The 16,309-nt window shown below is 63.8% G+C and carries 18 protein-coding genes and 1 pseudogene; 15 read left to right on the top strand and 4 right to left on the bottom strand.

From position 1 onward, the window contains the following. Nucleotides 1-2: 2 nt before the first annotated feature. A complete protein-coding gene (locus tag SIN08_RS02450; RefSeq protein WP_322449921.1) occupies nucleotides 3-683 on the bottom strand; it encodes a sugar transferase in 681 nt (226 codons plus the stop codon). Between the two features lie 580 nt (nucleotides 684-1,263). Here SIN08_RS02450 and SIN08_RS02445 point away from each other — a divergent pair. The 11 genes from SIN08_RS02445 (at nucleotide 1,264) to SIN08_RS02395 (ending at nucleotide 12,465) form a co-directional block, all read left to right on the top strand. Next, on the top strand, nucleotides 1,264-1,560 hold the full coding sequence (locus tag SIN08_RS02445) for an exopolysaccharide production repressor protein (RefSeq protein ID WP_322449919.1): 297 nt from the start codon (nucleotides 1,264-1,266) through the stop codon (nucleotides 1,558-1,560). Nucleotides 1,561-1,750: 190 nt separating this feature from the next. Then, nucleotides 1,751-2,749 carry a glycosyltransferase family 2 protein gene (locus SIN08_RS02440; protein ID WP_322449918.1) on the top strand — a complete coding sequence of 333 codons (999 nt, stop codon included), beginning with the start codon at nucleotides 1,751-1,753 and terminating at the stop codon, nucleotides 2,747-2,749. A gap of 54 nt (nucleotides 2,750-2,803) precedes the next feature. Further along, nucleotides 2,804-3,634 carry a sulfotransferase gene (locus SIN08_RS02435; RefSeq protein WP_322449917.1) on the top strand — a complete coding sequence of 277 codons (831 nt, stop codon included), beginning with the start codon at nucleotides 2,804-2,806 and terminating at the stop codon, nucleotides 3,632-3,634. Nucleotides 3,635-3,674: 40 nt separating this feature from the next. Continuing rightward, complete coding sequence (locus SIN08_RS02430) at nucleotides 3,675-4,085, top strand: hypothetical protein (RefSeq protein WP_322449916.1); 411 nt, start codon at nucleotides 3,675-3,677, stop codon at nucleotides 4,083-4,085. Nucleotides 4,086-4,188: 103 nt separating this feature from the next. Beyond that, the gene (locus SIN08_RS02425; protein WP_416208000.1) at nucleotides 4,189-4,974 is read left to right on the top strand and encodes a glycoside hydrolase family 16 protein; all 786 of its coding nucleotides are present in this window, start codon (nucleotides 4,189-4,191) and stop codon (nucleotides 4,972-4,974) included. 112 nt (nucleotides 4,975-5,086) lie between these two features. Then, nucleotides 5,087-6,259: a glycosyl transferase family 1 gene (locus SIN08_RS02420; RefSeq protein WP_322449915.1), complete on the top strand. Its 1,173-nt coding sequence runs from the start codon at nucleotides 5,087-5,089 to the stop codon at nucleotides 6,257-6,259. Further along, complete coding sequence (locus SIN08_RS02415; RefSeq protein WP_322449914.1) at nucleotides 6,256-7,284, top strand: glycosyltransferase family 2 protein; 1,029 nt, start codon at nucleotides 6,256-6,258, stop codon at nucleotides 7,282-7,284. Before SIN08_RS02420 ends, SIN08_RS02415 begins: the two co-directional genes overlap by 4 nt. Then, the gene (locus SIN08_RS02410) at nucleotides 7,281-8,240 is read left to right on the top strand and encodes a glycosyltransferase (RefSeq protein ID WP_322449913.1); all 960 of its coding nucleotides are present in this window, start codon (nucleotides 7,281-7,283) and stop codon (nucleotides 8,238-8,240) included. Before SIN08_RS02415 ends, SIN08_RS02410 begins: the two co-directional genes overlap by 4 nt. Then, nucleotides 8,230-9,204: a glycosyltransferase family 2 protein gene (locus SIN08_RS02405; protein ID WP_322449912.1), complete on the top strand. Its 975-nt coding sequence runs from the start codon at nucleotides 8,230-8,232 to the stop codon at nucleotides 9,202-9,204. The genes SIN08_RS02410 and SIN08_RS02405 overlap by 11 nt, the downstream gene beginning before the upstream one ends. Nucleotides 9,205-9,221: 17 nt before the next feature. Further along, nucleotides 9,222-10,118: a UTP--glucose-1-phosphate uridylyltransferase gene (locus SIN08_RS02400; RefSeq protein ID WP_322449910.1), complete on the top strand. Its 897-nt coding sequence runs from the start codon at nucleotides 9,222-9,224 to the stop codon at nucleotides 10,116-10,118. Nucleotides 10,119-10,167: 49 nt separating this feature from the next. Further along, nucleotides 10,168-12,465 (top strand): Wzz/FepE/Etk N-terminal domain-containing protein, encoded by a 2,298-nt coding sequence (locus SIN08_RS02395; protein ID WP_322449909.1) that lies wholly within the window; start codon nucleotides 10,168-10,170, stop codon nucleotides 12,463-12,465. On the opposite strand, the gene SIN08_RS02390 is transcribed toward SIN08_RS02395, so the two are convergent. Next, nucleotides 12,444-13,271: a metallophosphoesterase gene (locus tag SIN08_RS02390; protein ID WP_322449907.1), complete on the bottom strand. Its 828-nt coding sequence runs from the start codon at nucleotides 13,269-13,271 to the stop codon at nucleotides 12,444-12,446. The two genes, SIN08_RS02395 and SIN08_RS02390, sit on opposite strands and share 22 nt — an antisense overlap. 128 nt (nucleotides 13,272-13,399) lie before the next feature. Here SIN08_RS02390 and SIN08_RS02385 point away from each other — a divergent pair, with 128 nt between their 5' ends. Further along, the gene (locus SIN08_RS02385; protein ID WP_322449906.1) at nucleotides 13,400-13,603 is read left to right on the top strand and encodes a hypothetical protein; all 204 of its coding nucleotides are present in this window, start codon (nucleotides 13,400-13,402) and stop codon (nucleotides 13,601-13,603) included. Between the two features lie 11 nt (nucleotides 13,604-13,614). Here SIN08_RS02385 and SIN08_RS02380 read toward each other — a convergent pair whose 3' ends face one another. Next, nucleotides 13,615-14,409, bottom strand: coding sequence for a hypothetical protein (locus SIN08_RS02380; RefSeq protein WP_322449904.1), 795 nt, complete (start codon nucleotides 14,407-14,409; stop codon nucleotides 13,615-13,617). Between SIN08_RS02380 and SIN08_RS02375 the strand changes: the two genes are divergently transcribed. Both SIN08_RS02375 and SIN08_RS02370 read left to right on the top strand, forming a co-directional pair. Beyond that, nucleotides 14,408-14,548 carry a hypothetical protein gene (locus tag SIN08_RS02375; RefSeq protein ID WP_322449903.1) on the top strand — a complete coding sequence of 47 codons (141 nt, stop codon included), beginning with the start codon at nucleotides 14,408-14,410 and terminating at the stop codon, nucleotides 14,546-14,548. The genes SIN08_RS02380 and SIN08_RS02375 overlap by 2 nt on opposite strands. Continuing rightward, nucleotides 14,503-14,622: pseudogene (locus SIN08_RS02370) on the top strand (SDR family oxidoreductase); the annotation flags it as partial. The gene SIN08_RS02375 and the pseudogene SIN08_RS02370, both read left to right, overlap by 46 nt. Before the next feature lie 701 nt (nucleotides 14,623-15,323). Here the strand turns inward: SIN08_RS02370 and SIN08_RS02365 are convergent. Further along, entirely contained in the window at nucleotides 15,324-15,824 is a 501-nt protein-coding gene (locus tag SIN08_RS02365; RefSeq protein ID WP_322449902.1) for a hypothetical protein, read from the bottom strand. A 300-nt stretch (nucleotides 15,825-16,124) separates the two neighbouring features. Between SIN08_RS02365 and SIN08_RS02360 the strand changes: the two genes are divergently transcribed. Next, nucleotides 16,125-16,304 carry a hypothetical protein gene (locus SIN08_RS02360; RefSeq protein WP_322449901.1) on the top strand — a complete coding sequence of 60 codons (180 nt, stop codon included), beginning with the start codon at nucleotides 16,125-16,127 and terminating at the stop codon, nucleotides 16,302-16,304. The last annotated feature ends 5 nt before the right edge of the window (nucleotides 16,305-16,309 follow it).

The following is a 16,309-nucleotide window of genomic DNA, read 5'->3' as shown; positions in this document are numbered from 1 at the left end:
CTTCAATAGCTCCCGCGTGATGAGATGACGGCGGGCAAGGTCTTGACGATGATCAGCAGGTCGAAGGCGAAGGACCAGTTCTCGACATAGTACCGGTCGAAGCCCACCCGCTTGGTATAGGAAACGTCGTTGCGCCCGCTGATCTGCCAGAGCCCCGTCAGTCCGGGACGCGCCTGCAGATAACAGTCCACCGCCGTTCCATACAGATCGAGCTCGTCCTGGACGACCGGACGGGGTCCGACGAAACTCATCTCGCCGCGCAGAACGTTGAAGATCTGCGGAAGTTCGTCCAGGCTCAGTTTGCGCAAGACCAGCCCCACCCGCGTGATACGCGGATCGTCCTGCAGCTTGCGCGTTGCATTCCATTCCTCGCGGGCAGCGGGATTCCGGCGTAGATGCTCGGCGAGAACCTCCGAGCCGTTCTCGACCATGGTGCGGAACTTTAGGCACGGGAACATGCTGCCGTTGCGGCCGATGCGCGGATGGGAGTAGAAGACCGACCCGCCGTCGGAGAGCTTGACCAGCAGGGCAAGCAGGATCAGCAGCGGGCTCAGGAAGAAGATAGCCGACAAAGCGGCGACAATATCAAATCCACGCTTGAACGTACCCCCCACGGCGGGCTTTGCCGCGGCATGGTACCGAATTCCAGCGGGCGGTTCGGCTAACCTTGTCGCATGCTTCATGTGCGTCTCCCAGCCAGTGACAATGAGATATCAGGCAAATGCTGCGATGCAGCACGATAGCTGGGGATATATGTGATGCACACAACGAAAGTTTGGCGATATGGCAAAACAGAATCATATTATGTAACGAAATGATATATATGTTGCATTATGAATATAAAAATATTTATCCGATGAATAATGTAATCTTTTGACGTAATGAATTGAAGAGTTTGTTATAACATTTCGTGTTCATTTTGATGAATGAATGAACTATCATCCTACTTTATCATCTTTGTTCTTCTTGATCATTTAGAAAAAATCGTCTTCTTTGAATACGCGAGTTGCATTTCGGATTCCATCCATCACCCGGCAAGGGTTTCCCCCGAAAAGGGACTGCGGAGTTGGGAAAAACCCGGCTTCGTATTGCTTCACGATCCTTGGCTCAATATATGTAGGGGGAAGGGTAGTGGTGAGGCAATGGACGACCTCTATTTGGATCGCTTCGGCAGTCCGCGCTCAGCGGCGCAGGAAGACTTGTCCATTGCTGTGGGGAGGACGACGCGATGATCCGCCGCAAGAGCAGCATACGAGCTTAGGTATGCATTTCCCGCTCTTCCTACGCGGCATGCTGATGGCCCTTACCGCGTTTGCCATCACGACATATATCGTGACGCAATCCGCATGGACGACGTTCGTCTCCACGCTGGTCTGCGCCGCCGTCATTCAGGTCGGCTACTTTGCAACCATCCTGATCATCATCTGGGCGCCCTTCCGACGTCGGCAGAGCGGCGAAGAGACAGCGGAAAGCGAGCAAAAGAAGGCTTCCAGGAAAAATGGCGAGCCGGCCGCGGGCGCAAATCACGTCTCGGGCGTGCGACGGTCCTCGCAACTATAAATCGTATTTCCTTCCCGCCTGAACAGTAATGACCAGATCAAATCTGGCGTTGCGACACGGCTATGTCATATTGCAATCCCCTTTTTGTGCGTACACCCTCCGGGTTCTTGCTGGGAGGAACCGATAAATCGCGGTCGCGCCGCCTCGGGTGCGGCCGACTTCCGTCAACATTCGTGCATACGAGGTTGCAGTGGATTCATCGGCTCCAGACACGGTGTGCGTCATCATCGCGGCCAAAGACGCTTCCGACACGATTGCTCGGGCCACCGCCTCCGCGTTGCGTGAGAGGGAGGTGGGCGAAGTCGTTGTCGTCGACGACGGGTCCAGCGACGATACCGCAGGAGAGGCACACCGATCCGACGACGGCACCGGCCGCCTGCGGGTCCTGCGCCTTTCCCGTAATCGCGGTCCCGCATTCGCGCGCAATCACGCCATCGCCAATTCCACAGCCCCCCTGATCGCCGTGCTGGATGCGGACGATTTCTTCCTGCCCGGGCGCTTCGAGACGCTCCTTACCGGGGATGATTGGGATTTCGTGGCCGACAACGTCATGTTCGTCGGCGCCGAGGTCGGCGAACCGAACATACCGCGCTTTGCCCCGGAGCCGCATTTTCTCGACCTCCACACCTTCATCGAAGGCAACATCGCCAGACGCGGCCTGTCCCGCGGCGAGATCGGCTTTCTCAAGCCGGTGGTGCGCCGCGCGTTCCTCGATCGTCACGGCCTGCGCTACAACGAAGAATTGCGGCTGGGCGAGGACTACGATCTCTATGCGCGCGCCCTGGCACAGGGTGCGCGCTACAAGGTCGTCCGCGCCTGCGGCTACGGCGCCGTGGTCCGCCCGGATTCGCTGAGCGGGCGGCATGCCACGCAGGATCTGAAGCGCCTGTGGGAGGCCGACGAGGCGATCATGCGCTCGCCCACCCTGCCGCGGGAGGCGAAAACGCACTTCAGGCGGCACGCCCACCACATCCGCGCGCGCTATGAGTTGCGGCGATTTCTCGACGTCAAGGCGGGATCGGGGCTGATGGCCGCGATACGGGATGCGTACGTGCGCCCCATGTCGCTTCCGGGGATCGCCGGCGGAGTGCTGGCCGACAAGACCGAGTCCTTCATGCGCCGACGGGCGTGGTCGGCGTCTCCCCCGGGGCCGCGCTATCTGCTCGAGGGGCGTCTGGCGATGGATTGAGCGAGACCAGCACGAAACGGCGGTATTGGGGCGACATGGAACAAGGGACTTCACATGACGATTGAGCTACCGCAGAACATCTCCAGCGGTCGATCCCGCCGGCTCGCCGACTTCGTCCGGCTCACACGCCAGCGGGCGCGCCTCGCCTTCGAACCCGGCCCCCCGCCCGATCCCATCTTCGTGCTCGGTACGGGACGTTCGGGCACCCATTGGGTCGCCTGGATCCTCGAGCCGCATACGGCGCTGCACACGCTCATCGAGAAGCCGCCCATCTTCAACTGGGTCACGGAGATGGCCATCGACCCGAGCGCGGAAGCCAGGCTCCTGCCCGGCCTGCTGCGCCGTTACCAGCTCGAAGCGGCGAGTGCGCGGCCGAAGCGGCTGCTCGACAAGAGCCATCCCAACATCTGGCTGGCCGAGCAATTGGCCGAGGCCTTCCCGGCCGCCCGCTTCATCGGTGTCCTGCGCGACGTCTTCGGCACGGTGGCAAGCAGCCTGCGGCACGAGGGCGTGCGCTACTGGGCGGAGAACTGGGACGCCTATCCGGTGCCGAACCGCTTCCTGGGCGTCAGCGAGGACAATCGCGAGGCCTATGCGCGCATGTCGCTTGCCGGCCGCTGCGCCGTCAGATGGCATGCGCATCTGCGCCGCCTCGACGAATTGGAAACGGTGCTCGGCGAGCGGATGATCCGCATGCGCTATCACAAGCTCCAGACCGACACGGCACAGGAGCTTCAGCGGCTGCAGGAATTCCTGGACCTGGACGACCCGATCGCGCGGCCGGAGATCAAGTCCAAGTCGCTCGTCCGCTGGAAGGAGGATCTTTCCGAGCAGCAGGTCGCGGAGATCCGCGCAATCGTCGGGGAGGACGCCGAAAGAAGCTGACGGACGGCGGCCGTCCCGCCCTGACCTTGAAAGGAACCTCATGGCACTGCTCAGCTTTCGAACCCGCAATCCGCAACGCGATCGCGCGACCGATCTCGGCCGTCGCGACAGGCTGCTTCAACTGCTCCACCAACTGCACGCCGAAATCGAGGCCGAACGCAGCGGGCTTCAGGCGCGCTACGAGACCGCGCAAACCTCCGCGGCATTCGCGCTCGAGGCTTTCGAGAACGGAGAGGGAGAGGCGCTGTCTGCAAAGGCCGACGACCTGTCGACGCAGATGCAGCGTTACCAGGCGCGCATTGCCGCCCTCGAGGGACAGGCCGCGTTCATGAGGCACGCCGAGATGGACGCGAAGGCGTTCTTCGACACGGCCGAGAAGTTCGATCCGATGGAAAGCGACCAAAACAAGAATTTCGACTCAAATAATGTTGCTTCCACTGCGGATGATTGATCGTCAGCGACCACGCAAAGGAATTCGCGCCTCATTGTCATCGAAATACGCATCACTCTGCAGCCGCACTGAAGGACCGCCGCAAACGGGAGCATGAAGGACATTGCGCAATCTTCTTAGCCGACAAAGAAATCTGCCGCTTGCACTGCTCTTTATTGTCGGGGCCGCTTGTCCGGCAATCGCCCAGGAGGGCGGCGCCTCGTTCGTGGAAGACTTCGATCGCCTCGACGGAGCCCGCTGGTATGTTTCCGATGGATGGGCCAACGGCGCGCACCAGAACTGCACCTGGTCGAAGGACCAGGTGGCGGTTTCCGACGGCGTCCTGTCACTCGGCTTTACCGAGCGCGAGACCGGTGACCGCGCCTATGCCTGCGGCGAAATCCAGACCAACAAGCGCCTCGGATACGGCACCTATGAGGCCCGCATCCGGGCGGTCGCCGGCTCGGGCATGAACACCGGCTTCTTCACCTATATCGGACCGGCGCACGGGCAACCGTGGGACGAGATCGACTTCGAGTTCCTGGGCAAGGACCCCTCGCAGGTTCAGCTCAACCAGTATGTCTCGGGCGAAGGCGGCAACGAGAAGCTGGTGCCCGTCCCCGGCGGTGCGGACGCGGCCTTCAACGACTACGCCTTCGTCTGGGAGGAGGGCCGCATCCGCTGGTTCGTCAACGGCGAGCTGGTTCACGAGGTGAACGACCCGGCCCTCGTCCCCACCCATGCCTCCAAGATCTATCTGAGCCTCTGGGCGAGCGACAACATGGAATCGTGGCTGGGGACGTTCGCCCCGCCGGAGGGCGCGCTCTCGGCCGAAGTGGACCGGGTCGCCTTCACGGCGCTGGGCGACGACTGCCAGTTTCCGGAGTCGATCGTATGCACGCTCGAGTGACCCCTTGGACAGGCGTGGCGAATGCCTTCGCTGCGGTGCAATATAATATGTTGCGCCGCGGTATCATGTTCGATAACGTTTCCCGTGGGGGCGGATCGCGGTGAGTTTTCCTATGCTGCACGTCCTGTACCTCGTGCATGACTTGTCCGACCCCGCGACCAGCCGGCGCGTCGCCATGCTGAAGGCCGGAGGTGCGGCGGTTTCCCTTGCCGGCTTCCACCGCGACCGGGAGCCGGCGCGCGAGGTTGCAGGCGAGAGGCCGGTTGGCCTCGGCAGGACGCACGACGGCAGGTTCGCCCAGCGCCTGGCCGCGATCGCCGGCGCAAACCTGGCGCTCGGCCCCAGGTTCAGGCACGTCTCGAAGCCCGACGTGATCATCGCCCGCAATCTAGAGATGCTGGTGTTCGCCCGGCGCCTGTGCGCGCAGTTCGGCGGCGACATTCCGATCGTCTATGAATGCCTGGACGTTCACCGGCTGCTGCTCAGACGCGACGGGATCGGTCTTGCCATGCGCGCGGCCGAGCGCGCCCTCGGCGGCACCGCCGCCCTCCTGATCACGAGTTCGCCGGCCTTTCTGCGCGAATATTTCGCGCCGCGCGGGCAGATCGGCGCGCCCGTGCTTCTCCTCGAGAACAAGGTCCTGGAACTCGGCCCTGTCACAAAGACGGCGGCGCAAAACGCGCCGGTGCCCGGCGCGCCGTGGCGGATCGGCTGGTTCGGCGCGCTGCGCTGCCGCCGCTCGCTGGCGCTCCTGTCCGCCTTCACGCGGCGCATGCAGGGAACGTTCGAGGTCGTGTTGCGCGGCCGCCCCGCCTATTCGGAGTTCGACGATTTCGACGCCACCGTCGCCGCCGAGCCGCACATGCGCTTTGAAGGCGCCTATCGCAATCCGGATGACCTCGCCGCGATCTACGGCACCGCGCACTTCGCCTGGGCCATCGACTTCTTCGAGGAAGGCCTGAACTCGAAATGGCTGTTACCGAACCGGCTCTACGAGGGATGTCGCCACGGCGCCGTGCCGATCGGCATGGACGGCACGGAAACGGGCCGGTTCCTGGATAGCCACGGGATCGGCGCCCTTCTTGCCGAGCCTTCCGCCAACGCGCTCACCGCCCTGCTCGGCTCCGTCGATGCGGCCTCCTACACGGACCACCGCGCGCGTGTCGCGGCGAAGCCCGACAATACCTGGATCTGCGGTCCTGCGGATTGCCGCGCGCTGGTGGGGCGTCTCGAGGGGCTTACACGGGCGCGGGCCGACGACAAGATACTGGAGGCTGCGGCATGAATTGTGAAGCACCCGCAACGATGCGCAAGGACGCTCCCCAAACGCGGTTGAGCGCCATTGTGGTGATCCCCTGCCTCAATGAAGCGGCGCATATCGAGCGCCTGCTTCAGGATCTCGACGGCGCGGCGGACCGGCTGGACATGCCGATCGTGGTCGCCGACGGCGGCAGCACCGACGGCACGCGCGAAATCCTCGGCCGCATCGCCGAGGTCAATCCGCGTGTCGTGGTTCTCGACAACCCGCGAAAGCTCCAGGGCGCGGCCGTCAATCTCGCCGTCCAGGAATTCGGCGACACGGTCGATTGCCTGATCCGCATCGACGCCCATGCCGACTATCCCGACGATTTCTGCGACCGCCTGATCGAGGAGGCGCAATCGACGGGGGCGGATTCGGTCGTCGTCGTCATGACCACGAAGGGCCGCAGCCTGTTCCAGCAGGCCGCGGCAATGGCGCAGAACTCGAAGCTCGGCAATGGCGGGTCGAAACACCGCGCGGGCGCCAAGGGGCATTGGACCGACCACGGCCATCACGCGCTCATGCGGATCGCGCCATTCCGCGCCGTCGGCGGCTATGACGAGAGCTTCGGCCACAACGAGGACGCCGAACTGGACCACCGCCTGGGCGCGGCCGGCTACCGTATCTGGCTGACCGACAGGACCGGCATGACCTATTACCCGCGCGATACGGTGTACGGCCTCTTCCGGCAATACGTGAATTACGGGAAGGGACGCGCGAGCAACTTTCTCAAGCACCGCACGCTGCCGAAGCTGCGGCAGATGCTACCGGCGATGGTCCTGCCGTGCGCGGCCGGCGCGTTGCTCGCGCTGTTTCACTGGTGGACGGCCGTGCCGTTTTTCCTGTGGGTCCTGATCTGTCTCGGCTACGGCGTCGTGCTGGGCGTCGGACAGCGCGATCCGCGCGCGGTGCTGGCCAGCGTCGCGGCGATGGTCATGCATTTCGGATGGTCCGCCGGCTTCTGGCTGCAGATGCTCAGGTCCCGCAGGCGCGGAAAGGGCACGTCATGAGCACCGCGCTCCTCACGCCCCTGTCGCCGTCAATCGACATCTGCATCTGCACCTTCCGGCGCGATGCGCTGCTCGACACGCTGCGGTCCGTGGCCGATCTCGATGTGCCTGATGGCGTGCGGCTGCGGGTGATCGTGGCCGACAACGACATCACGCCGAGTGCCCGCGAGCGCGTCGAGCGGGTGGCGGAAGGTTTTCCCCACGAGCTGGTCCATGTCCATGCCCCGGCGCGCAACATCTCGATCGCCCGCAACGCCTGTCTGGATGCCGCGAGCGGGGACTTCCTGGCCTTTGTCGACGACGACGAAACCGTCACTCGCCCCTGGCTCGGCGCGCTCCTGGCGACGGCGCTGGACACCGGGGCCGATGCGGTGCTCGGCCCCGTCCGGGCGATCTACCGTCCCGGCGCGCCGGGCTGGATGCGGCGCGCCGACAGCCATTCGACATTTCCCGTCCGGGTCAGGGGCGAGATCCGCACGGGCTACACGTGCAATGTCCTTTTGAAGGGCGCCTCGCCCTTCGTCAGGGGCCGGCGTTTCGACCTGTCGCTCGGGCGCTCCGGCGGCGAGGACACCGATTTCTTCTCACGGCTCTATCAGGCCGGCGGCACGATCGCCTATGCACCCGAGGCCTGGGTGGAGGAGATCGTGCCGGACGGCCGCGCCCGCTTTTCCTGGCTCGCCAGGCGCCGCTTCCGCATGGGGCAGACGCACGGGCGGCTTTTGGCGAATGGCTCGGTGCCGCCGCGGCGGCTCGTACATCTGGGGCTGGCGGGTCTGAAGGCGGGATACTGCTTTGCCGCCGCCGCCCTCCTTTGTCCCTTTGCGGCCAGGCGCAATCCCTCGATCCTGCGCGGCATCATGCACGTCGGCGTGACCGCCGGGCTCCTCGGCTTGCGTGAAATCCGCCAGTACGGCGGCCCTTCCCCGGCGGCGGAGCACGGCAATGCAGCCTGACGTCAGCGTCATCATCGCCGCGTACAATGCCGAGGATACGCTGCCCGATGCGATCCGCAGCGCACTCAACCAGCGTGACATCGCGGTCGAGGTCGTCGTCGTCAACGATGCGTCCGGCGACCGGACGGCGGAGATCGCCCGCGGCTTCCCCGAAACGGCAGTGAGGCTCGTCGATCTTGCCGAAAACCGCGGCCCCGGCGGTGCGCGCAATGCCGGCCTCGCTGAGGCGCGGGGCCATTGGATCGCGGTGCTCGACGCCGACGACGCGATGCAGCCCGACCGGCTCACCCGCATGGTCGCACGGGCGAGGCGGGAAGGCGCCCAGATCGTCGTCGACAACCTTTTCATCGCCCAAAACAGCGCGGAAACCCGCCACCGGATGATGTTCATGCCGCGGGATCTCGAAAAACTCGAGCGCCTGACGCTCGCCACCTTCATCCATTCCAACCGCATTTTCGAGGCGACGTACAATTTCGGCTATATGAAGCCCATCTTCGAGCGCGCGTTCGTTGAGGCGCACGGCCTGCGCTACGACGAAGAGCTGCGGATCGGCGAGGATTATCTCTTCCTGGCTGCGGCCCTGGCGAAGGGCGCGCACTGCGTGGTCGAGCCGCAGCCGGGCTACATCTATGCCTTGCGCAGCGGGTCGATCTCGCGCGTTCTCGAAAAATGGCACGTCGAGGCGATGCTCGCCGCCGACGCCGGCTTCGAGCGGGCGCACGATCTGGATCCGGCTTCACGACGGGCGCTGCGGGAGCGCCGCCGGAGCCTTCGCCAGGCGGTGTCGTTTCTGTCCGTCGTTCAACACCTGAAAGAACGGGCGCTTTTCAAGGCCGCCCGCTGCGCCGTGCGCGATCCGGTGGCGCTGCGTCATATGCGCATGCCCATCGGCGCGCGGCTGCGGCGCATGGCGGCGCGATTCAACCGGGGGACGATCCAGGGGCACGGGGAATTCCAATCCTAGCGGAGAGAGAGGACGCAATGCGGAAAGTCAGAAAAGCGGTGATCCCCGTGGCGGGAATGGGCACGCGGTTCCTGCCTGCCACCAAGTCCATGCCGAAGGAAATGCTCACGATCGTCGATCGCCCGGTCATCCAGTACGCGGTCGACGAAGCGCTGGAGGCGGGCATCGAGCACATCGTCTTCGTGACCGGGCGCAACAAGGCCCCGATCGAGGACTATTTCGACGTCCAGCCCGAGCTCAACGACACGCTGAAGCGGGCCGGCAAGTCGAAACAGCTCACCGAGCTCGATGCGCTTCAGCTCCCCGCCGGCGCGGTGAGCGTCACGCGCCAGCAGTCGCCGGACGGTCTCGGCCATGCGGTCTGGTGCGCGCGCGACCTGGTCGGCGACGAGCCTTTCGCCGTTCTCCTGCCCGACATGGTTTCCTACGGCGAGCGCGGATGCCTTTCCGGCGCCATGGAGCTCTACGCCGAGACCGGCGGCAATGTGATCACGGTCGAGGAATGCGATCCGAAACTGACCCACAAATACGGTATCGTCGGCAAGGGAACGCAGATCGGGACCGGATTTGAAGTCACCGAGATGGTGGAGAAGCCCGATCCCTCGGTCGCGCCTTCCAACAGCTACATCAACGGCCGCTACATCCTTCAACCGGAAATCTTCGCTTTGCTTGGCAACCAGCAGCGTGGCGCGGGTGGCGAGATTCAGCTGACGGATGCGATGCACCGCCTGATGGAGGTGCAGAAATTCTACGCCGCCCCGTTCACCGGCCGGATGTTCGATTGCGGCTCGAAGGAAGGCTTCATCCAGGCGAACGTAGCTTTCGCATTCGCCCGCTCCGACATTCGCGATCTCGTGCTCGAACCCATCACGGAGATGGTGGCGGCACAGGAGATCCGCAGCAACGCGGCATGAGCATGGCTCCTTCGCGGCACACGCGAAACAGCGCCATGCGGGTAACTTGATGCATCAGAGAAGCCAGCAACTGGACAGCCATCTTTTCCGGGACGATGAGCCGAGGGAGGAGCGGTTCATCGACCTCGAGGTCCTCGCGGCCGCCATATGGCGGCGCGCGTGGCTGATCGCGCTGTTCGCGGCCCTGGGCGTAGCGCTCGGGGTCGCCTATCTGCTGGTCACGCCGCCCGTCTATACGGCCGCGACCCGCATCCTCATCGATGAAAATCTGGCGAAGTTCACACAGGAGGAGCCGCCCGTATCGAGCAATATGCGGATCGATTCCATGATGTCGAGCGAAGTGGAAATCCTCAAATCCGCACAGCTCGCCCGCACGGTCGTGCTTGCCGAGGACCTGCAAAACAACGAGGCCTTCCTCAACCCGCCCAAGGCGCCGGTGGCGTGGCTCAAGTCGCAAGCCAGGGCGGTGCTGAGCCTGTTCGGACCATCGAAGTCCGACCGGCAGACGGAGGAAGCGAATATCGGCAAGGCGACCGCCCTCCTCCAGCAGGACGTGTCGGCCGAGCGGGTCGGGCGCAGCCTCGTCATCCAGGTGTCGTTCAGCGCGAGCGACCCGGCGCTCGCCGGAGCAATCACGCGCGCCTACGCCGATGCCTATCTCGCAGACCAGCTCGAAGCGAATTTCGACGCCACCCAGCGCGCCATGACGTGGCTGCAGGGCAGGCTCGACGAATTGCGGCAGAGCTCGCAAACGGCCGCCCTCGAGGTCGAGCAGTACCGGGCCGAACACGGGCTGACCGCTTCCAGCGGGGAGCTGATTTCCGAGCAGCAACTGTCGGACCTGAACAGCCAGCTCATCCTGGCGCGGGCCGAGACCGCGAATGCCCGCGCGCGCTACGAGCAGTTCAAGTCCATCATCGAGAGCGGCGCCGAGAATGCGGTGCGCAACGCCACCATCCCAACGGAGCAGCCGAACAGCACCCTGATCAACGAGATGAAATCGCGCTATCTCACGATCAGCAGCCGGCTTCAGGACGTCGAGGCGCAATTCGGCGAGGACCACCCGCAGGCCGTCAATCTGCGCCGCGAGCAGGGCGAGCTCGAGCGGCAGATCTTCCGCGAGCTCGAACAGCTCACCGAAACCTACCGCAACGAGTACAGCGTGGCGCTGGCCCGCGAGGAGTCGCTGAGCGGCAATGTCGGGACCATGTCCGACGAAAGCTCGGAAACGGGCAAGGCGCTGGTCAAGTTACGCGAGCTGGAGCAGAGGGCGACGACGCTCGCCAACCTCTATCAGACCTACCTGGCGCGCTACGAGGAAGCTTCGCAGCAACGCTCGCTGCCGATCGCCAAGGCGCGTGTGATCTCGCAGGCCGAGGATCCCGTCGGCCCCTCCAGCCCGAGCAGGACGGTCGTACTCGCTCTGTCTCTCGTGCTGGGATTGTTCGCCGGCGGCGGCACGGCCGCGTTCCAGGAGTTCCGGGAGCGCTTCTTCCGCACCAGCGAAGACGTCAGGGACGCCCTCGGCCTCAAGTTCCTCGGCTATCTGCCGCTTCTCGGGAAGACCGGACGGGCAGGTGCGAAAGGCGGCCGGAACGACAGGCCTCAGAATGAGAAAACGGTTACCGTGTCGCCGAACATCCTGCGCGTCACCAAGGATGCGCCCGGCTCGTCCTTCGCCGAAACCATGCGCAACACGCGGCATTCGGCCGATCTCCTCCTGCACGGCAACAGCAGGGTGATCGGCTTCGTTTCGGTTCTCCCCGACGAGGGCAAGACGACGGTGGCGACAAACTTCGCCTGCCTGACCGCGGCAAGCGGAGCCAAGACGTTGCTGATCGACGGCGACCTGCGCGGCCGCGGGCTGAGCCGCAGCCTTTCGGGGACCTCCGGCGGCGGGCTGGTCGAGGCGATCGCGGGAGACAAGCACTGGCCGAACTACGTACGCATCGACCGCGCAACGCAGATGGCCATTCTGCCGGCCAGCGGCCGTCACTTCGCACATACGAGCGAGCTGCTCTCCGGCCCCGGCATGCAAAAGCTCATAGACGAGGCGCGCCGGATGTTCTCCTACATCGTGATCGACCTGCCTCCACTGGGACCGGTGATCGACGCCAAGGCGTTCGAGCCCATGGCCGATGGCTTCGTCATCGTGACCGAATGGGGCGCCACGCCGCGGGCGCTCTTGCGCTCCACGCTCCAATCGGAGCGCCGGATCGCCGCAAAGGCGATCGGCGTCATCCTCAACAAGGCCGACATGAAGAAGCTCGCCCGTTACGCAACGCCGGGCGGGGCGGAAAGCTATGTGGGCCGGTACGGGGCCTATTACGGGGATCGGGTCGAATGAGAAGACACGCCGGGAGCGCTCGCATGGCTCTGCAGAAAGAGGCCCTCGCCGCGCCAGATACGCACGGCGGTCAGCGGTCCTCCAAGATAGGCGCCGCTGTCGATATTGAGCCGCCTGCCCTCGAGCCGGGGTCGGGAGATGGGCGTATGGCCGTGCACGACCGTCCGTTCGAGCAGATGCGCACGCGTGTAGAAGGCCTCGCGGATCGAGACCAGCTGGCTGTCCGACTGACGTTCGAGCGGCAGGTCCGGGCGGAAGCCCGCATGCACGAAGGCAAGCCCGGGTGCCTCGACCAGTACCGGCAGCCTGCGCAGAAAGGCGGCATGGGCGTCCGGAATCGTCCGGCGGATGAGTGCATCGACCTGCCTTGGCTGCGTGTAGACCCGCGAAAGGCGATCGCGATCGATGCCGTAGGAGGAGAGTGTGGCCTCGGCGCCGAGCGCCAGCCATTGCGAAAGCGCAGCACGCTCTTCCAGATAGGCCAGCATGAGCGCCTCGTGATTGCCTGCAAGACAGATGCGTTCGAAGCCTGCGGGCGGCGGTGCGTCGAGATGGTCGATCACCTGCGCGGAGGCCGGCCCTCGGTCGATATAGTCGCCCAGCATGACGATCAGCTTGGCGCCGGGCAGCGCCCGCGCATCCGCGACGATCTTTTCTTCCAGCGCCAGGAGCTGTTCCAGGCAGCCGTGCACATCGCCGATGGCGTAGATCGGCATGTCGGCTGCGCTGAGGCGCAGCCTCGGACGCCGTTGCGGCACCCTTCGGCCCCACAGGTTCAAAAGACCGGCCAGTCCCTTCATCGGCATTCTTTTCGCATCGGGCCTGCTGGATACCACGGAGAAAGCCATTTAACTGGCAAATATTGTCGCCTCCGTGTCCCGGAAACGGAGATCCACGGGCGCAACCGCCGGAAAGGCGTTTCCGCGGAGGGCCCATGCCCCCGCACCTGACCGACGCCGCGCCGACCGGAAACGGCGAGATCCCCCGCCATCAGCACAAGATGGGACGCCCCGCGGTCGCCTTCCGCGGCGTCTTCTGGTACGCCATCAGCATCTCCGTTCCCGCGGCCGTCAATTTCCTCGTCTTCCTCATCACCTCGCGGGTGCTCTCACGGTTTCCATGCTGGCGAGACCAGTAACTTCTCTGGGGTCAGGCGGCACGCAGAAGAGGCGGTTTCGGCTTGAATATTGGTGGCACGCTAGGTTCAGGCTGTCTGAACGGCGCGCGCAGCTGTTTGCGAAGTTCGCCGTTGATCTCCGCCGCCCGGACCTGCATGAGCATATGCGCACCGTGGAGCGACCAGCGCATCTGCTGCTTCTTGACCATCCGCTTGCCGACAAGTGAATTCACCGCCGACTCGGCGCGGGTCGTGGCAACGCGAAGTCCGGACCGGTGGCGCTTTCCATAATTGACAATCGCACTGCGGTTCGAACGAACATAGGTCAGGAGTTGCGCGCCGAGGCTGTGAAGCCGTGCGATCGAGAACTCGCCTTCTTTCTGCGCATCCTTCACTCTCGCCAGGAGCCGCTCCAGTTCCCGGATCGCACGATCAACCCGGGCATGCCACAGGCGCCATTTCACGGCTCTGATGTCCGGGTCGATGGATGGAAGCGCGTCAAAGGTTCCAGATCGGGATCGCACGATGTGGTCAGCGATCTGCTGCATGGGTTGGATCTTCATGGCGATGTGGAACCAGTCGACGATGTGGGTCGTCGGCTTCGGCATGGCGCGGGGCAGCCGCTTCAGGATTTCCGCGCCGTCCGAGATCACCGTCGCATCGCCAAAGCCGCGATACCCGACTTCCTCGAGGGCGTGGAGAGCACGATCGCGTATTGCATGCTGGGCGGTGCTGCCGGATATGAAATAGCGGCCACCAGGTTCGCCCCGGCCGCCGCGGCCACATCTCGAAGTTTCGCGCTGAATTGGGCTCGGCGCTGCGAACATGAGCGGTATCGATGCTGACAACGAACTCTTTGCGCAGATCGCCGAGAAGCTGCATCTCGAGCTGGCGGCGATCATCCATTTGAGACCTAGCCCGCCATCAAGCGCCACGGGCGGCCTGAGGAAGTCGCCGGGATGGTAGCTTGGCTTGCGGGCCCTGAGGCCGGCTTCGTGACAGGAGCGATGCATACGATTGATGGCGCGTTTGGCGCTTGATCACCAAGACGCGAGCGAAGCCGAAGCGTGCGCCCCTCGCGTTGCGAGCTTTGGTCCGAAGGCTGCCCGCCGTTCCCCACCGGGTGGAGCCGTAAATTGCTGTGCCGGATTGGGGTCGCATGCGGATTGTCCGCTTCGGCGAAATGCTTCCCGATAGCGGACAGTCCGCTACGGGGCCGTAAAGAGACAGTCGGCTTGCGTGCTCCGGTTGGACTTAGCTGACATTCGTCGACCCTGGATGCGCTGGCGATTCCGGCCCTTTGCGGACGCTCGCTTGCTGACTCAGCGCCGCGACACAGATTCACCGAACCGGTCAATTCGTCGCGCATGTGACGTAAGTGGCAGGATGGAGGTCCGCAGAGCACGAAAATAGCCAGTCGGTTCCGGGCCGAAAACGGCGGAATCTATTTCTACGGCTCCGGGCGTTTTCGTTTTGGCCCGGCGGTCCGTTCGTCCTGCACGAGGTGAAGACGGCCGACGGCCGGCAATCACCAGACCAGAAGGCATGGGAAGCAGGGTGCCAGGAGATCAGCGCCGAGTGATACGCGCTTCGGCTGATCGAAAACGCGTAGGCTGTCAAGCTGTGGCTCACCATTGGTTGTAGAACAACATCGCCGAGCCCCGGAAGGTATTGAAGTCGGCTAGGTTCCAGCACACCGAATGCCCATCGCGAAGGAGGTAGTGGATGTCGTTAGCGCAGGTCAGATCGCCGGTCGGGCACGTCTGAAGCCAGTGCATGTAGTTCTCGAACGTCTGCTGACGGCTCGCCACGAAGTGCTGCGTTGGAACATTGGAGAGCATCCCTCGAGGAAGTACGATGGGGCCAGCCCGTCATTGATGTAGCCCTGTTCGATCATGGCGTTTCGCATGTTCTTCAAAAGGCGAATGCTCGGCTTGAATCGGCTCGCGGTTGCCCCGTTCTTGGCTGTGCAGTTGTCGAGGTGCTGACGCGGATAGTTGACGATCTTCTCTCCGTCCGATGTCCAGAAGCATACGCCCTCGACGAAGGCGGGTTCACCCGTAGCAGGGTATGACATGAACGTCTTGTTCGCCACGCAGACAAGGACGTCCGAGTCCCGTCGATTCCCATTGCCGGGTATGAAGTTTGCCTTCTTGCCAGCCTTCACGCCTGCGCCGAACTTCTCCTTCAGCCAGGCAAGCACTTGCGCCACGCATCGGACATTCACGAAGTCAGGGGCCAATCGGAAGGATCCGGAGCGCACACCGCCGATAGCCGCCGCTGCTCGTGGAGCCTGTGCGGCCGCCGCAGTGAAACTTTGTGCCCCCGAGTTCTGACCGTCGCAAGGGTACTCCCGGCCTGATCGGCCTCGTTCTCGATCCGGTCGAAACTGCCGACGAACGTCTGCTCGGCGCTCTTGATGTTGCGCAGAAATGTGTCCGCCTTGGCCTGCAAGACAACCGTCACTTCAGAGGATCTGTCGCTTAAACCGGGGAACATTCAGACCGCGGGCATGTTGATTCCGCAGACGATGGAGAGTCCCATGAACAAAGACATGAAGAACCAACCGCATTCCGATCAAGAGAAAGAGAAAATCCGCAAGGCCGGCGGCGATAAGCCGATGAAAGAAGGGGGTACTGCTGGTGGGCTCGACGAGCGCACGAAGCATGGCCTTGGCGAGACCGAAGACAAGATCCGGAAACGCTTGAAAGACAAAGAGTAACAGTG

The sequence above is a fragment of the Chelativorans sp. M5D2P16 genome, assembly GCF_034427935.1.
Taxonomy (GTDB): domain Bacteria; phylum Pseudomonadota; class Alphaproteobacteria; order Rhizobiales; family Rhizobiaceae; genus Chelativorans.
The sequence above is the reverse complement of the archived record's forward strand: the minus strand, read 5'-3'. Positions and strand labels throughout refer to the sequence as shown.

Bases quoted from the DNA above. Each gene is read 5' to 3' on its own strand.
- SIN08_RS02380 (WP_322449904.1), bottom strand. From the start codon at position 14,409: ATGTTCGCAGCGCCGAGCCCAATTCAGCGCGAAACTTCGAGATGTGGC.
- SIN08_RS02420 (WP_322449915.1), top strand. From the start codon at position 5,087: ATGCTGCACGTCCTGTACCTCGTGCATGACTTGTCCGACCCCGCGACC.
- SIN08_RS02395 (WP_322449909.1), top strand. From the start codon at position 10,168: ATGCATCAGAGAAGCCAGCAACTGGACAGCCATCTTTTCCGGGACGAT.
- SIN08_RS02385 (WP_322449906.1), top strand. From the start codon at position 13,400: ATGCCCCCGCACCTGACCGACGCCGCGCCGACCGGAAACGGCGAGATC.
- SIN08_RS02430 (WP_322449916.1), top strand. From the start codon at position 3,675: ATGGCACTGCTCAGCTTTCGAACCCGCAATCCGCAACGCGATCGCGCG.
- SIN08_RS02445 (WP_322449919.1), top strand. From the start codon at position 1,264: ATGCATTTCCCGCTCTTCCTACGCGGCATGCTGATGGCCCTTACCGCG.
- SIN08_RS02360 (WP_322449901.1), top strand. From the start codon at position 16,125: ATGAACAAAGACATGAAGAACCAACCGCATTCCGATCAAGAGAAAGAG.
- SIN08_RS02435 (WP_322449917.1), top strand. From the start codon at position 2,804: ATGACGATTGAGCTACCGCAGAACATCTCCAGCGGTCGATCCCGCCGG.
- SIN08_RS02415 (WP_322449914.1), top strand. From the start codon at position 6,256: ATGAATTGTGAAGCACCCGCAACGATGCGCAAGGACGCTCCCCAAACG.
- SIN08_RS02390 (WP_322449907.1), bottom strand. From the start codon at position 13,271: ATGCCGATGAAGGGACTGGCCGGTCTTTTGAACCTGTGGGGCCGAAGG.
- SIN08_RS02375 (WP_322449903.1), top strand. From the start codon at position 14,408: ATGAGCGGTATCGATGCTGACAACGAACTCTTTGCGCAGATCGCCGAG.
- SIN08_RS02410 (WP_322449913.1), top strand. From the start codon at position 7,281: ATGAGCACCGCGCTCCTCACGCCCCTGTCGCCGTCAATCGACATCTGC.
- SIN08_RS02450 (WP_322449921.1), bottom strand. From the start codon at position 683: ATGAAGCATGCGACAAGGTTAGCCGAACCGCCCGCTGGAATTCGGTAC.
- SIN08_RS02400 (WP_322449910.1), top strand. From the start codon at position 9,222: ATGCGGAAAGTCAGAAAAGCGGTGATCCCCGTGGCGGGAATGGGCACG.
- SIN08_RS02405 (WP_322449912.1), top strand. From the start codon at position 8,230: ATGCAGCCTGACGTCAGCGTCATCATCGCCGCGTACAATGCCGAGGAT.